Raw genomic sequence first — 14,514 nt, 5'->3', positions numbered from 1 at the left:
GTCAACCCCGACGGCACCATCACCGGCGTCCAGTCCGGACTGTGCCTCGACGCCAACGCCGGCGGCACCGCCAACGGCACCAGGATCACCCTCTGGTCCTGCCACGGCGGCACCAACCAGCAGTGGAACTCGCCGGCCCCGCCGGTGCCGGGCGGCGCGGGCACGTGCGACATCTACGCCTCGGGCGGCACCCCCTGCATCGCCGCCCACAGCACCGTACGAGCGCTCTACGGCACCTACAACGGCAACCTCTACCAGGTCCGGCGCTCGTCCGACAGCACGACCCGGAACATCGGCGTCCTGAGCGCGGGTGGCGCCGCCGACGCCAAGACGCAGGACTCGTTCTGCGCGGGGACCACCTGTGTCATCACCGTCGTCTACGACCAGTCCGGACGCGGGAACGACCTGTGGTACCAGGGATCGAGTGTGGTGCCCGGCTCCAACCAGAGCCGCCCCGCGATCGCGACGTCGGAGTCGCTGGCGGTCGGCGGCAGCAAGGCCTACTCGCTCTACATCAACCCCGGCAACAGCTACTGGCGGGACGGCCACCTGACCGGTGTGCCGACCGGCAGCGCCCCTGAAGGCATGTACATGGTGACCAGCGGCACCCATGTCAACGGCGGCTGCTGCTTCGACTACGGCAACAGTGAGACCACCCGAGCGGCCGACGCGGCCGGGGCGATGGACGCGATCAATTTCAGCACCCAGTGCTGGTTCGGCGGGTGCGCCGGCACCGGCCCATGGGTCCAGGCCGACCTCGAGTGGGGGCTCTACTCCGGTGGCAGCCAGACCTGGAACACGAACCAGCGCGCCTTCACCAGCAAGTTCGTGACGGCGATGTTGAAGAACAACGGGACGAGCCGTTTCGCGCTGAAGGGTGGCAACGCCCAGACCGGAAGCCTGACCTCGCTCTGGGACGGCGCGCTTCCACCCGGCTACAGCCCCATGAAGAAGCAGGGCGCCATCATCCTCGGCAGCGGTGGTGACTGCTGCAAACCCGGCGGCGGCGCGAACCTCAGCGCCGGCACCTTCTACGAGGGCGCGATGGTGTCCGGATACCCGTCCGACGCAACGGAGAACGCGGTACAAGCCAACATCGTCGCCGCCGGCTACCGCTGAGTCGCTACATCCATGGAGGAATGGAGAAACGTGATGCGACAAGGCAACAACCGTCACCGATGGCGCATACCGATCGCCGTGGTCACCACGCTCTTACTCGCCCTGGCCGGCATCAGCGGCATCTCGCCGACGTCCGCCGCCGCCCAGGTGCCCTCCCTCGCCGCGAGCGCCGGATGCGGCAAGCCCCCCACCCTGTCGAGTGGTCCGCGCTCGATTCAGAGCAGCGGCAGGACACGGAACTTCATCCTGCGGGTGCCCGCCAACTACGACAGCAACCGCCCGTACCGACTGGTCTTCGGATTCCACTGGAACGGCGGTACCGCGGGCGACGTCGACTCGGGCGGAACCAGCGGATACTCCTGGTCGTACTACGGCTTGCGGGCGATCTCGAACGACAGCGCGATCTTCGTCGCGCCCCAGGGCCTCGGGAACGGCTGGGCCAACTCCAATGGCGAGGATCTGACCTTCGTGGACGACATGATCAGGCAGATCGAGGCGGGCCTGTGTGTCGACACGAACCAGCGCTTCGCCGGGGGTTTCAGCTACGGAGGCGGCATGAGTTTCGCGCTCGCGTGCGCCCGGCCGGCCGTGTTCCGCGCGGTCGCCGTCTACGCGGGCGGGCAGTTGAGCGGGTGCGACGGCGGCACCCAGCCGGTCGCGTACATCGGACTGCACGGCTTGCGGGACCCGGTGCTCCCGATCGCCACAGGACGCTCGCTGCGGGACAGGTTCGTGCGGAACAACGGCTGCACTCCCCAGAACCCGCCGGAGCCGGCACGGGGCAGCCTCACGCATGTCGTCACGACCTACTCGGGGTGCCGCGCCGGCTACCCCGTGGCATGGGCCGCGTTCGACGCGGGTCATACTCCCAATCCTGTCGATGGATCGGCCGGCGACTACGAACCGGGTGAGAGGTCGTGGACCCGGGCGGTGGTGTGGAACTTCTTCACGCAGTTCGACGGCACGACGCCCACCCCGCCGCCGACCCCGACCACGTTCCCCCTGCGCAACGAGGGTTCGGGCCGGTGCCTGGACGTCAACGGCGCAAACGCGGCCAACGGCACACCGATGATCATCTGGGACTGCCACGGCAACGCCAACCAGCGGTTCACCCAGAACGGTGCGGCGCTGCAGGTGCTGGGCAAGTGCGTGCACGTCCCAGCCGACGCCGCCGCCGGCACGCGGGTCCAGATCCAGGACTGCGACGGCGGCGCCCACCAGCAGTGGGTCTTCAACAGCAACGGCACGATCCGCAACGGCCGGAACGGGTTGTGCCTGGACGTCAACGGCGCAAGCACCGCGAGCGGCTCCGCGGTCATCGTGTGGAGCTGCCACGACGGCGCCAACCAGCGCTGGACGCGAGCGCAGGCGCACAAGTGAAGGCGAGGAGCCCAGAGATGAGACGGATCCTGATGGTGGTCGCCACGGTGCTCGCCATCGCTGTGGTGCCGCTCGGACGGCCGGCGGTCGCGTCGCCGGCAGCCGCTGCCTCGCTCGTCGAGGTCACCGACTTCGGCGCCAACCCGACGAACCTGCGCATGTACCTGTACGTGCCGGACCGCCTGGCCGCGCGGCCACCCGTCATGGTCGCCTCGCACTACTGCGGGGGAAGCGGCCCGGCCTTCCACAACGGAAGGCGGTACGCCTCGCTGGCGGACCGGTACGGCTACATCGTGATCTACCCGTCGGTGACGCGCAGCAGCAAGTGCTGGGACGTCGCGTCGCCACAGGCGCTGCGGCGCGGCGGAGGCAGTGACCCGGTCGGGATCATGTCGATGGTCGGCTACGTGAAGCAGCGGTACCCCGTGGATCCCACCAGGATCTTCGCCGTCGGTGAGTCGTCCGGGGCGATGATGACCAACGTCCTGCTCGGCCTCTATCCGGACGTGATCGCCGCGGGTGCCTCGATCGCCGGCGTGCCGTTCGCCTGCTTCGCCACGGCCAACGGCTCGGAGTGGAACGCCGACTGTGCCCAGGGGCGGATCACGAAGACCCCGCAGCAGTGGGGTGACCTGGTGCGGGGCGCCTACCCGGGGTACACCGGGCCGCGCCCCCGGATGCAGATCTGGCACGGCACCAACGACGACGTCCTGCGCTACCCCAACTTCGGGGAGCAGGTCAAGCAGTGGACGAACGTGCACGGCCTCGGCCAGAGGCCCGTGTTCACCGACTCGCCGAAGGCCGGCTACACCCGCACCCGCTACGGCGGTACGGGCGGCGCCGCGCCGGTCGAGGCGATCAGCCTGCAAGGCCGTGGGCACGGTCTGCCGGACGAGGCCGCGGAAACCATCCGCTTCTTCGGCCTTGACGCGACGCCGCCCACGAACGTCAACCCCAGCGTTCGATAGAGCCCGGAAGGGCCACCGCACAGGTGCAGGTGGCCCTTCCGGCGTGCCGCGTCAGCTCAGGGCAGGGTCCATTTCTGGTTGGCTCCGCCGTGGCAGGTCCACAGGTGCACGGGGGTGCCGTCCGAGGAGTTCGCGCCCGACACGTCCAGGCACTTGCCCGACTGCGGGTTCCGCAACGACCCGTCCGGGTGCGCCTGCCAGTTCTGGTTGGCGCCACCGTTGCAGGACCACAACTGGACCTTCGCCCCGTCCGCCGTGCTGTTGCCGCTGACGTCCAGGCACTTGCCCAACGCCTTGACCGTCGAGCCCGGCGTCACCGTCCACCGCTGCCCCGCCGAGCCCGTACACGACGAGATCTGCACCGCCGTCCCATCCGCCGAGCTGCCGTCACGGACATCCAGACACTTGCCCGCGGGCCCCACGACCGGACCCGCGCCGGGTGCCGGGCCGCCGCCCAGCTCCTTGATCCGGACGTTGCGGAACGACACGTCGTCCCCCGTGCCGTGATTCTGGATGCCGACGTGGCCGGCGAGCGAGCGGGCGGGGTCGGTGTTGGTGAAGTCATTGATCTTCACGCCATTGAGCCAGACCTGGAGCCGCTCGCCCTCCACCAGCAACTCGAAGGTGTTCCACTCACCCGGTGGGTTGAGCGCCGTGTCCCGGGCAGCCGTGTCCGGGGCCTTGACGGCGTAGATCGAGCCCGTCGTGCGGTCAGGCGCGTCGGTGGCGTCGATCTGGACCTCGTAGCCGTCGTCCAGTGCCGACTGCGGGTCGCTCGACGGTGGGAAGCCCACGATCACGCCGGAGTTGTCGTCGCCGGGCATCTTCCAGTCCAGCTTCAGCGAGTAGTTGGTGAACTGCCGGGCGCTGTACCAGAGCATGCCCATGCCGCCGTAGGAGGCGAGGGTGGCGTCCGAGTTGGTGAAGCCGCCCGGGCCGGCCTGCGACCAGCCCGTGGTCGAGCCGTTGTAGAGAGTCGTGTAACCGGTCTCGGGCCGGCAGTCGGCCCTGGTCCGGCCCGCCGCGTACCGGATGCCGCCGAGCAGGTGAGCCCGGAACGCCGGGTCCGCGTACGACGCCTGGCTGTGCCCGCCGCCGGTGTAGAAGGACCGGCCCCCCGAGTAGGCCTTGCACCAGGTGTGCGGGTGGTCGGCGCCCATGGAGCCGCCCGAGTACGACGACTCGTCCAGCGTGGTGAGCACACGTGCGGTGGTACGGGGGTTGGTCCGGAAGTTGTACCACTCATCGGTGCGGGTCCATGTCTGCGGCAGGTGGGCGGTCGCCGCGTGCGCCCGCCCCTCCACCTTGACCCTGGCCTGCTGGACGGCGGGGTGCGAGGCGAAGTAGGCGCCGACCAGATCACCGTAGAACGGCCAGTTGTACTCCGTGTCCGCCGCCGAGTGGACGCCGACGAAGCCGCCGCCTGAGCCGATGTACGACTGGAACGCCGACTGCTGGGCGTCGTTCAGAACGTCGCCGGTGGTGTTGAGGAAGATCACCGCCTCGTAACGGCTCAGGTTGCCGGTGGTGAAGTGGTTGCCGTCCTCCGTGGCCGTCACCGTGAAACTGTTCGCGGCGCCGAGGTCGCGGATGGCCTGGATCCCCGCCGGTATCGAGTCGTGCCGGAAACCGGCCGTCTTGGAGAACACGAGGACGTCGTAGGACGTGTCCGCGGCACTGGCGGGGTGGGGCTGCCCGAGGAGGGCCAGGGCGGCGAGTGTCGCGGCCGCCCCGCCGAGCAGCATTCGGGGTTGTCTGCGCATGTCCGTCGCTCTCTTCCTGGTGACAGAAATCAGGGCAGGGTCCATTTCTGGTTGGCTCCGCCGTGGCAGGTCCACAGGTGCACGAGGGTGCCGTCCGAGGAGCTCGCGCCCGACACGTCCAGGCACTTGCCCGACTGCGGGTTGCGCAGCGACCCGTCCGGGTGCGCCTGCCAGTTCTGGTTGGCGCCACCGTTGCAGGACCACAACTGGACCTTCGCCCCGTCCGCCGTGCTGTTGCCGCTGACGTCCAGGCACTTGCCCAACGCCTTGACCGTCGAGCCCGGCGTCACCGTCCACCGCTGCCCCGCCGAGCCCGTACACGACGAGATCTGCACCGCCGTCCCATCCGCCGAGCTGCCGTCACGGACATCCAGACACTTGCCCGCGAGCCCGACGACCGGACCCGCGCCGGGTGCCGGGCCGCCACCGGGATCGAAGGTGAACGCGTCGACGTCGAAGAGGAATCCGGAGCCGCCGGCGAAGGTCAGGTAGAGCTTGGTGGTGCCCGCCGGTGCACCGGAGATCGAGCCGCCCACGGTGGTGAAGTTCGTCCACGAGCCGGTGACCGGGACGGTGGCGGAGCCGAGGACCGTGCCGGTCGGCGAGCCGGCCCGGACCTGCAGCGTGCCGCCCGCGCCGGCTGACGACACCCGGGCGCTGAACGACGTGGCGTTGCTCAGCTTGTACGGCTCGAATGCGATCCAGTCGCCGTTCTCGATGTCACCAACGGACTTGCCGCCCTCGGCGGTCGGCTTGTCCAAGACGGCGATGCCGGACGCTGTCTTGTGATGCTCGGCCTGCCGGTGCTTCGGCTGCAGGATGTGCTGCGTGTGCGTGGTGAGCCCGGCGTTGTCGGTGTACTCGGCATCGAAGACCCCGAAGATGTTCGCCGCGTCGTCGTGCTCACCGTCGACCGGGATGGTGACCGTGCCGGAGCAGCCGGTCTTCGAGGTGATCGGGTGGCCGTGGCTGTCGTGACCGACGATGTACGTCAGCTTGACCTTGGCGCAGTCGACCGTGCCGTCCTCCGGATCCGCCACGGTGACACGGAACGGCACGGTGTCGCCGAAGGCGAAGATCTCCCCCGCGGCGGGGCTGTCGATGGTCACGGTCGGCGCGGTGTTGCCGACGGTGATCCGCACGTCGGCGGTGCCGGTGGCACCCTGCGGGTCGCGCACGGTCAGCCGGGCCGTGTAATCGCCGTTCGTGTTGTACGTCTTCGTCGGGTTGGCGGCGGTGGAGCTGGTGCCGTCACCGAAGTTCCACGCGTAGGTCAGTGCACCACCGTCAGGGTCGGAGGAGCCGGCCGAGGAGAAGGTCACGGTCAACGGCGCCGCGCCGGAGGTCCGGTTGGCGCCGGCCATCGCCGTGGGCGCCCGGTTGCCGCCGCCGACGTAGTCGAAGCGGTACAGGGCAGAGTATTGGTCGCCCTGGTAGGACCCGGCGCCGTAGTCCAGCACGTAGTAGGAGCCGTCCGGGCCGAACGCCGAGTCGATCACCTGCTTGCCGGTCCAGGGGAAGCTGTCGATGGTCCCCGGGGAGCCGTCGGCGTTGAGGTGGATCGGCTTGATCCAGCCGCGGCCGAACTCCGTGGCGAAGAACTGCCCGTCGAACGACTGCGGGAACTTCGTGGGCGAGCCGGCGTCGGGGTCGTACCGGTACACCGGGCCCGCCATCGGCGACTCCGAGCCGCCGCCGAACGCCGGCGGGCTGCCGGCCTCGCCGCCGTAGCGGATCCAGGCAGCCTTGGCGGGGGGCAGCGCGCTCAAGCCGGTATTGCGGAACGAGTTGTTCGTCGGCCCGCCCGAGCAGTTGTACTTCGCGCCTGCCGTGTTGGTGGCGAAGTCCCACTCGGCGTACGTCTCGGAGCTCGTGTTCGTGCCGGTGCAGTACGGCCAGCCGTAGAAGCCCGGGCCGGTGACGCGGTTGAACTCGACCTGGCCCTGGGGCCCGCGCGCCGAGGTGGCGCCGGCATCGGGGCCGTAGTCGCCGACGTAGACGACGCCGGTGGCCTTGTCCACGCTCATCCGGAACGGGTTGCGCAGGCCCATCGCGTAGATCTCCGGCCGGGTCCTGGCCGTGCCGGGCGGGAACATGTTGCCTGCCGGGATCGAGTACGACCCGTTCTCGTTCACCTTGATGCGTAAGATCTTGCCGCGCAGGTCGTTGGTGTTGGCGGCGGTGCGCTGCGCGTCGAACGCCGGGTTGCGGTTGGTCCGCTCGTCGAGTGGGGAGTATCCGGCGGACTCGAACGGGTTGGTGTCGTCGCCTGTGGACAGGTACAGGTTGCCTGCCGCGTCGAAGTCGATGTCTCCGCCGGCGTGGCAGCAGATACCGCGGTCGGCCTGCACGTCGAGGATGTCCACTCTGCTTGACTGGTTGAGCGTGAAGTCGGCGTTGAGCGTGAACCGGGAAAGCCGGTTGACACCCTGCCACGCCGACCAGTTGCCGCCGGTGGTCGGTGCGTCGCCGCCCGGCGTGGACAGGGGCGGGGCGTAGTAGAGGTAGATGTGCCGGTTGGTGGCGAAGCCCGGGTCGATGCCGATGCCCTGCAGGCCGTCCTCGTCGTGCGTGTACACGGGGATGGTGCCGATCACCGTGGTGGTGCCGTTGGCCTCCGTGCGGCGCACGGTCCCGTTGCGAGCGGTGTGCAGCACCGACCGGTCGGCTAGTACGGCCAGCGACATCGGCTCCCCGACCTCCGGGACCCCGCGGGCCAGTTGGACCTGCTGGAAGTCGGCGGGGTTGATCGGGTGCGCCGAGGCCGGGGACGCACTGGACAAGGCCGCGACGAGAGCGGCCGCGATCAGGAGCAGAGCCGAACCGATGGCCTGCCAACGCGCGATTGCAGGCAATTTCATGAACATGACAATGCAGTCCCCTTCCTGAACAGGTGGCTGCCAGGCTTGGGGCGCGCGCTGCCGCGCCGATGCCGTAGCGGGATGTCGCCTCTTCGGCCCGCTGGGTGTCCTCCAGCGGGCCACTACGCCGAGCGGGGGCAACAGCTCGGAAAGGGTAGAAGTCGATGGCTACCGCGCTGTCGGGTCACATCGACGACCGTGACGGTCTGCCGACAAGGCTAGAAGACTTCAGCTCAATGTGTCCACACTCCGGCTTCTTCCAGGGCCCTTGGCAGACGTCCACGGAGTGGAGCGAGGCTGATCCCGGCTCCACTCCGTGGTGCGCGGATGTCACTGGAACTGTGCGAAGAACCTCCAGATCTCAGCCTTGGTCCAGGTGGTGACACCGTTCTCGCCGGGGGATCCGTCCACCGGGCCGGGCCCGTGGCCGCCGTCGAACGCGGCCCATTGGACCGGGTATCCGGCACGGCAGCCCGAGTAGGTGGTGGTGATGTGCGTCCGGCTGCCCGGCGCGGGCTCGCGCGGGCTCTGGGGCGTGCAGCCGTTGTTGCCGACGAATTTGTCGCGCAGGGACCGTCCTTGACCGATGTTGAGGACGGAGTCGCTGACGCCGTGGATCCCGAAGTAGGCGATGGGCTGGGTACCGCCGCTGCACCCGCTGATCTGGGCGCCGGAGATCACCGCGACGGCCCTGAAGACGTTCGCGCGGCTGCATGCGAGTGCGTAGCTCATACCGCCGCCCCAGCTGAATCCCGTGGCGAAACGCTGTGCCGGGTTGACGCAGAGGCCGCCCTCGATGCGCCGGATCATGTCGTCGACGAAGGTGACGTCCTCACCGTTCGTGTTCGCCCAGCCGTTGCCGAGGCCCTGGGGGGCGACGAGGATCGCGGAGTTGTTCGACTGTTCCTGTTGGCCGTAGTAGGACCAGGCGGTCCCGCTCGTGCCGCCCGAGGCGACGTCGCCTGCGGTTCCGCCCCGCCAGTGGAACGCGAAGATCAACCGGTAGCGGCGGCTGTTGTCGTAGTTGGCGGGGACCCTGAGGATGAAGCTGCGGGCCTTGCCGCCGCTCTGAATCGTGTGTGTACCGCTCGCCAGAGCCGGTGCGCTGCCGCATCCGCCGCCGCCACCGGACGACAGCTTGACCATCTGCCATTGCTGGTTGGCGCCGCCCCGGTCGGTGTACTGGACGACGTTGCCTCCGTCGGCGGTGGAGCCGCCCTGCACCTCCACCGCCTTGCTGCTGGTGCGGTTGATCAGCCGGACGTGGTCCCCGTCGGAGTCGGCCAGGCGGAACTGCTGGTTGGCTCCCCCGTGGTCGGTCCACTGCTGGATCGCGGCACCGTCCGCGGTGGAGGCGCCCGCCACGTCGAGGACCTTGTCCGAGTGCCGGGCCTTGAGGCGGTAGAAGCCGTCGCCGGAGTCCACGAACTGCCACTGCTGATTCGTGCCGTCATGGCGCGTCCACTGGCCGACCCGCGCGCCGTCGGCGGTGGACGTGCCGGAGACGTCCAGCGCCTTGCCGCTGTTGCGATTGACCAGGACGTACCAGGCGTTGGTGTCCACGGTCGCCGCCTCGGCGGGCTCCGGATTCACCGCGGTGAGCATGCCGATCGCCAGAGTCGACGCCACCAGGCCGGCGACCCGGGACCACCAGCGATGCCGGGGTGGAGGGGCGGGGGCTACCGCACCGTAGTCCTTCATCGATTCACCCTTTCGTCGGTGGCAGGTCCCATCAGGTGCGGGTCCAGCGTTGGTTGCCGCTGTTCGAGCAGGAGTAGAGCTGGATCAGGGTGCCGTTGCCGGTACCGCCTGAGACGGCGTCGAGGCAGAGGCCGGACTGGACGCCGACGATGGATCCGTCGGAGTTGAGGCGCCATTTCTGGTTGTCGCCGCCCCAGCAGCCGTAGATCTGGACCTTGCTGCCGTTGCCCGTGCCGGCGGCGTCCAGGCACTTGTCGCCGTAGACCCTGAGTTCACCGGCGGCGGTGTACGTCCACTGCTGGTTGGTGCCGTTGTGGCAGTCCCACAGGTGGAGCTGGGTGCCGTCGGTGGTGCTGCTGCCGGGCACGTCCAGGCAGCGGCCCGACGCGACGCCCTTGATCTGCCCGGAATCCGCAGGAGGCGTGGTGGTACCGCCGTTGAGGGCGTTGAGGACGGCGGTGTAGGCGGGCTTCTTGCTGCCGTTGCCGTTGAACAGCAGAGGCGTCTGCTCCGCTCGCCAGGAGTCGGTGTCGCGCACACCCCAGACGGTGATGCCGAGGCAGCGCGGGACGGCCAGGCAGTCGTTGGTCACGTTGGCGTAGGTCGTGGCCGGGGCGCCCTGGATGTCGAGTTCGGTGATGGCCACGTCGACGCCGAGGGCGGCGAAGTTCTGCAGGGTGGTGCGGAAGTTGCTGTTGTAGGGGCTGCCGCTGTTGAAGTGCGACTGGAACCCGACGCAGTCGATCGGTACGCCGCGCTGCTTGAAGTCCCGGACCATGGCGTACATGGCCTGGGTCTTGGCCCAGGTCCAGTTCTCGACGTTGTAGTCGTTGTAGCAGAGCTTGGCGGCCGGGTCGGCGGCGCGCGCGGTGCGGAAGGCGACCTCGATCCAGTCGTTGCCGGTGCGCTGCAGGTTGGAGTCGCGCCGGGCTCCCGAATTACCGTCGGCGAAGGCCTCGTTCACGACGTCCCACTGGGCGATCTTGCCCTTGTAGTGGGCCATCACGCCGTTGATGTGGCCGATCATCGCCTGGCGCAGTGCGCTGCCGCTGAGGCTCTGCATCCAGCCGGGCTGCTGGGAGTGCCAGGCCAGGGTGTGGCCGCGCACCTGCTTGCCGTTCTGCACCGCCCAGTTGTAGACCCGGTCACCGGCGGCGAAGTTGAACTGACCCCGCTGCGGTTCGGTGGCGTCGATCTTCATCTCGTTCTCGGCCGTCACCGAGTTGAACTCACGGCTCGCGATCGCCGTGTACGCCGAGTCGCCCAGCCTGCCCGAGGCGATGGCGGTGCCGAAGTAGCGGCCGCTCTGCGCCGCCGCGGCGCCGAGCGTGTTCTCGGCGGCGTTGGCGGCCGGCGGCGCGACCAGGGCGCCGGCCGCACCGAGTACGCCGACGACCAGCGCCGGCAGCAAGCCGCGGATCTTCCGGCCGATCAGGGGTCTGGTAAGGGCATACGAGCCCATGACTGTGCCTCCAAGGTAGACATCGCGGAAGGACTGAAGCGCAGGGGGACGCGTCGTCCGTCCCCTTCGGCAGACGGACGGGGTGGGCCGGAACCCGGGCAGCGCGGTACGGCGGGTGGCGGTGTTTCGACGTCCTCACCGGAACGTGGGGGGTGGCGCAGGTGCTTCGGTGCGTGGATCCGCCGTGCAGCACAGTTCGCTCAGCGCCGACGCGGCGCAGATGCGGATTCGGAATCTCTGACTCGGGTCGTCGTTCACCCAGTGACGGATGATTGAGGGATTGACGGTAGTCGTCAATACTCCCCACGGAGAAAGTTTCCGCTCGACATACGCAACTTTCGGAATCCCTCGAACCCATGGGGTCGCGTGCCCATCGCGATCTTCCCGGAGTGCCGGGAGGAACTGTTTGCGGACAGATCAGCGACAGGCCTTGACCAGTGGGCGCCGCGTTCCTAGCTTGTGGCCTCAAAGGTTCGGACAGTTATCCGAAAGTTTCGACACTGCCCCCAGGAACGGCCGCTCCCGGTTCACCGGCGTCACCTCACCCGCCCCAAGGAGGCCCCTCTGATGCGGTTTCGCCTCGCACCCCCGGTCCGCCCAAGACGCTTACTCGCCGTCCTCCCGCCCTTGCTGCTCGTCGCCACCTTCCTCGGCGCCCAGCCCGCCGGCGCGGCGACCATAGACCCCAACGCCTCGTACGTGCTGGTCAACCGCAACAGCGGCAAGGCCCTGGATCTGTACAACATGGCGACCAACGACGGCGCCCGCATCACCCAGTGGACCAGGAACGATCAGAGCCAGCAGCAGTGGCAGTTCGTCGATTCCGGGGGCGGCTACTACCGCATCAAGTCCCGCCACTCGGGCAAGGTGCTGGACGTCCAGAGCCGGTCCACCGCGAACGGTGCCTCGATCGTCCAGTGGGCCGACCTGAACGGCACCAACCAGCAGTGGCGGCTGGCCGACAGCTCGGACGGCTATGTGAGGCTCATCGCGCGCCACAGCAACAAGGCCCTCGAAGTACAGGGCGCAGCCACCGCCGACGACGCGAACATCGTCCAGTACGACGACTGGGGCGGCGCCAACCAGCAGTGGCAGCTCGTCAAGGTCGGCGCCGACACCCCCGGGGCGTGTGACCTTCCGTCGACCTACCGCTGGACCTCGACGGGCGCGCTGGCGCAGCCCAAGCCGGGGTGGGTCTCGCTCAAGGACTTCACCGTCGTCCCCTACAACGGCAGGCAACTCGTCTATGCGACGACGCACGACACGGGGACGAAGTGGGGTTCGATGAACTTCGGCCTGTTCACCAACTGGTCGGAGATGGCCTCGGCCAGCCAGAACACGATGTCGGCATCCACCGTCGCGCCCACGCTCTTCTACTTCGCGCCGAAGAACATCTGGGTGCTCGCCTACCAGTGGGGCGGGACCGCCTTCTCCTACCGGACGTCGAGCGACCCCACCAACCCCAATGGCTGGTCGCCCCAGCAGGTGCTCTTCTCCGGAAGCATCTCCGGCTCCGGCACCGGACCCATCGACCAGACGCTCATCGGTGACGGGACGAACATGTACCTGTTCTTCGCCGGTGACAACGGCAAGATCTACCGGGCCAGCATGCCGATCGGGAACTTCCCGGGCAGCTTCGGAGCGTCCTCGACAGTGGTCATGAGCGACACCACCAACAACCTGTTCGAAGCGCCGCAGGTCTACAAGCTGCAGGGCCAGAACCGCTACCTCATGATCGTCGAGGCGATCGGCGCACAGGGCCACCGCTACTTCCGATCCTTCACGGCCACCAGTCTGAACGGCTCATGGACACCTCAGGCCGCGACCGAGAGCAATCCCTTCGCCGGCAAGGCCAACAGCGGCGCCACCTGGACCAACGACATCAGCCACGGTGAACTGATCCGCACCGGCCCCGACCAGACCATGACCGTCGATCCGTGCCGTCTGCAGTTGCTCTACCAGGGGCGCAGCCCCAACTCGGGCGGCGACTACGGCCTCCTGCCCTACCGTCCGGGTCTGCTGACTCAGCAGCGCTGACGGCATGACACTGGTCCGGCGGTATGGAGCCGGCGTGGCGGGCCCGGCGGACGACCGGGCCCGCCCGGTAGGACGGCGACGCCGGCGCTCATACGGCGACTGAACGCCGCCGGGCAACGCTCGTCGGGGCAAGATCGCCACCGGGCACGCCACATGGTGCAACTGGGTACGGCCATTGCGGCCCCCTTGGAGGCCGCAATGGCCGTGCCTGCGCCCAGCACCGGCGCGCAGGCGGCTCGTCAGGCCACGAGCAATTCCCCGCCGGCCCTGGTGCGCAAGTTGTGGAACTGACGGGTCTGCATGATGAAGTGCGCGGGCTCCCACAGCAGCAGGTCGAACGGCCGGGTGAGCGGCCGTGGGCGGCCCGTACCGCGCGTGCGGACTATCAGACGGGTTCCGCCGTCGGACGTCGGCCGCAGATGGAATCCCCAGATCCCGTCGACCCGGGCCCGCGGCAGCGGGTCGGTCTGCGGATCGAAGGAGCGGCCGGAAGGCACGTCCAGATCCGACCGCAGCACCAAGGTCCGGTTCGGCTCCAGTCGGGCCACGGTGAACCAGGACCGGCTGCCGCGGGCCGTGGTCAGACGCTGTCCCTCTTCGAGGTCCTGCCACTCGGGCACGATGCGGTCGGCGCTGGGTTCCCCGTAGTGGTCCAGCCAGTCCCAGCTGTACCAGCCGCCGCGGTCGTATCCCATCTGCACCAGCCAGGCCCAGACCGTCTCGGGGGTGGCCGGAAGGGTCGTGGCCATCGTCGACGTGCCGTCGGGGTCGGGGACGAGCTCGTCGCCGGGGTAGGCGTCGGCGATCTCGTCCCGGGTCGCACCCCAGGTCAGCAGACGCGGGCGGATCCACCGCGCGTAGAGCGCCAGCCCGGCGGAGGCTGCCGCGAAGGGGAGCAGCCGGGTCACCGGCCGCTGTCGGCTTGTGCACTGCGCGGGCATTGCTTCCTCCCTGGTGGCCGAGGGGAGGGCCTGCCGTCGGCGGGCCCGGGGCGATGGGGGGAGGAAACCGGTGCGCCGAACTCGTCGGTTCAGCGCGCGCCTGCAACCAGGTGACGGTGGAGGGCGGACTTCCCGGTGCGTGTGTCTCCTCCCGGCACTGTCCCTGATCTCCATGGTCGCCGGGCCCGGCCCTGGCTGCACCTCGGCCCGAGGACGCGGCCGGAACGGCCGGCGGCGGCACGCAGCAGGCGCTCATTCCGGCGATCCCCTTGCCCCACCGGG

Annotated in this window: 9 protein-coding genes; 4 read left to right on the top strand and 5 right to left on the bottom strand. The window is 69.0% G+C overall.

Annotated features, from left to right (window positions below):
* The 3 genes from IE212_RS22365 to IE212_RS22355 form a co-directional block, all read left to right on the top strand.
* The coding region (locus IE212_RS22365) for an arabinofuranosidase catalytic domain-containing protein (protein ID WP_229864512.1) at positions 1 to 1,119 on the top strand (1,119 nt) is incomplete at its 5' end.
* Between the two features lie 33 nt (positions 1,120 to 1,152).
* Complete coding sequence (locus IE212_RS22360; protein WP_190199676.1) at positions 1,153 to 2,499, top strand: ricin-type beta-trefoil lectin domain protein; 1,347 nt, start codon at positions 1,153 to 1,155, stop codon at positions 2,497 to 2,499.
* 17 nt (positions 2,500 to 2,516) lie between these two features.
* A complete protein-coding gene (locus tag IE212_RS22355; protein WP_190199675.1) occupies positions 2,517 to 3,467 on the top strand; it encodes an extracellular catalytic domain type 1 short-chain-length polyhydroxyalkanoate depolymerase in 951 nt (316 codons plus the stop codon).
* Between the two features lie 56 nt (positions 3,468 to 3,523).
* On the opposite strand, the gene IE212_RS22350 is transcribed toward IE212_RS22355, so the two are convergent.
* The 4 genes from IE212_RS22350 to IE212_RS22335 all read right to left on the bottom strand — a co-directional run bounded on the left by IE212_RS22350 (position 3,524) and on the right by IE212_RS22335 (position 11,254).
* Positions 3,524 to 5,230: a ThuA domain-containing protein gene (locus tag IE212_RS22350; RefSeq protein ID WP_190199674.1), complete on the bottom strand. Its 1,707-nt coding sequence runs from the start codon at positions 5,228 to 5,230 to the stop codon at positions 3,524 to 3,526.
* 29 nt (positions 5,231 to 5,259) lie between these two features.
* The gene (locus tag IE212_RS22345; protein WP_190199673.1) at positions 5,260 to 8,097 is read right to left on the bottom strand and encodes a ricin-type beta-trefoil lectin domain protein; all 2,838 of its coding nucleotides are present in this window, start codon (positions 8,095 to 8,097) and stop codon (positions 5,260 to 5,262) included.
* Positions 8,098 to 8,421: 324 nt separating this feature from the next.
* Entirely contained in the window at positions 8,422 to 9,723 is a 1,302-nt protein-coding gene (locus IE212_RS22340; RefSeq protein WP_190199688.1) for an RICIN domain-containing protein, read from the bottom strand.
* A 100-nt stretch (positions 9,724 to 9,823) separates the two neighbouring features.
* On the bottom strand, positions 9,824 to 11,254 hold the full coding sequence (locus IE212_RS22335; protein WP_190199672.1) for an endo-1,4-beta-xylanase: 1,431 nt from the start codon (positions 11,252 to 11,254) through the stop codon (positions 9,824 to 9,826).
* Positions 11,255 to 11,821: 567 nt separating this feature from the next.
* Here IE212_RS22335 and IE212_RS22330 point away from each other — a divergent pair.
* Positions 11,822 to 13,291 (top strand): non-reducing end alpha-L-arabinofuranosidase family hydrolase, encoded by a 1,470-nt coding sequence (locus IE212_RS22330; RefSeq protein ID WP_190199671.1) that lies wholly within the window; start codon positions 11,822 to 11,824, stop codon positions 13,289 to 13,291.
* Between the two features lie 239 nt (positions 13,292 to 13,530).
* Here IE212_RS22330 and IE212_RS22325 read toward each other — a convergent pair whose 3' ends face one another.
* The gene (locus tag IE212_RS22325; RefSeq protein WP_190199670.1) at positions 13,531 to 14,232 is read right to left on the bottom strand and encodes a hypothetical protein; all 702 of its coding nucleotides are present in this window, start codon (positions 14,230 to 14,232) and stop codon (positions 13,531 to 13,533) included.
* Between the last annotated feature and the right edge of the window lie 282 nt (positions 14,233 to 14,514).

The organism is Streptomyces djakartensis, assembly GCF_014651075.1.
GTDB lineage: Bacteria > Actinomycetota > Actinomycetes > Streptomycetales > Streptomycetaceae > Streptomyces > Streptomyces djakartensis.
This window is presented reverse-complemented; position numbering and strand designations above follow the sequence as displayed.

What these genes read in the sequence shown, in the direction of transcription:
- IE212_RS22360 (WP_190199676.1), top strand. Translation starts at nt 1,153, where the DNA reads ATGCGACAAGGCAACAACCGTCACCGATGGCGCATACCGATCGCCGTG.
- IE212_RS22355 (WP_190199675.1), top strand. Translation starts at nt 2,517, where the DNA reads ATGAGACGGATCCTGATGGTGGTCGCCACGGTGCTCGCCATCGCTGTG.
- IE212_RS22350 (WP_190199674.1), bottom strand. Translation starts at nt 5,230, where the DNA reads ATGCGCAGACAACCCCGAATGCTGCTCGGCGGGGCGGCCGCGACACTC.
- IE212_RS22345 (WP_190199673.1), bottom strand. Translation starts at nt 8,097, where the DNA reads ATGTTCATGAAATTGCCTGCAATCGCGCGTTGGCAGGCCATCGGTTCG.
- IE212_RS22335 (WP_190199672.1), bottom strand. Translation starts at nt 11,254, where the DNA reads ATGGGCTCGTATGCCCTTACCAGACCCCTGATCGGCCGGAAGATCCGC.
- IE212_RS22330 (WP_190199671.1), top strand. Translation starts at nt 11,822, where the DNA reads ATGCGGTTTCGCCTCGCACCCCCGGTCCGCCCAAGACGCTTACTCGCC.
- IE212_RS22325 (WP_190199670.1), bottom strand. Translation starts at nt 14,232, where the DNA reads ATGCCCGCGCAGTGCACAAGCCGACAGCGGCCGGTGACCCGGCTGCTC.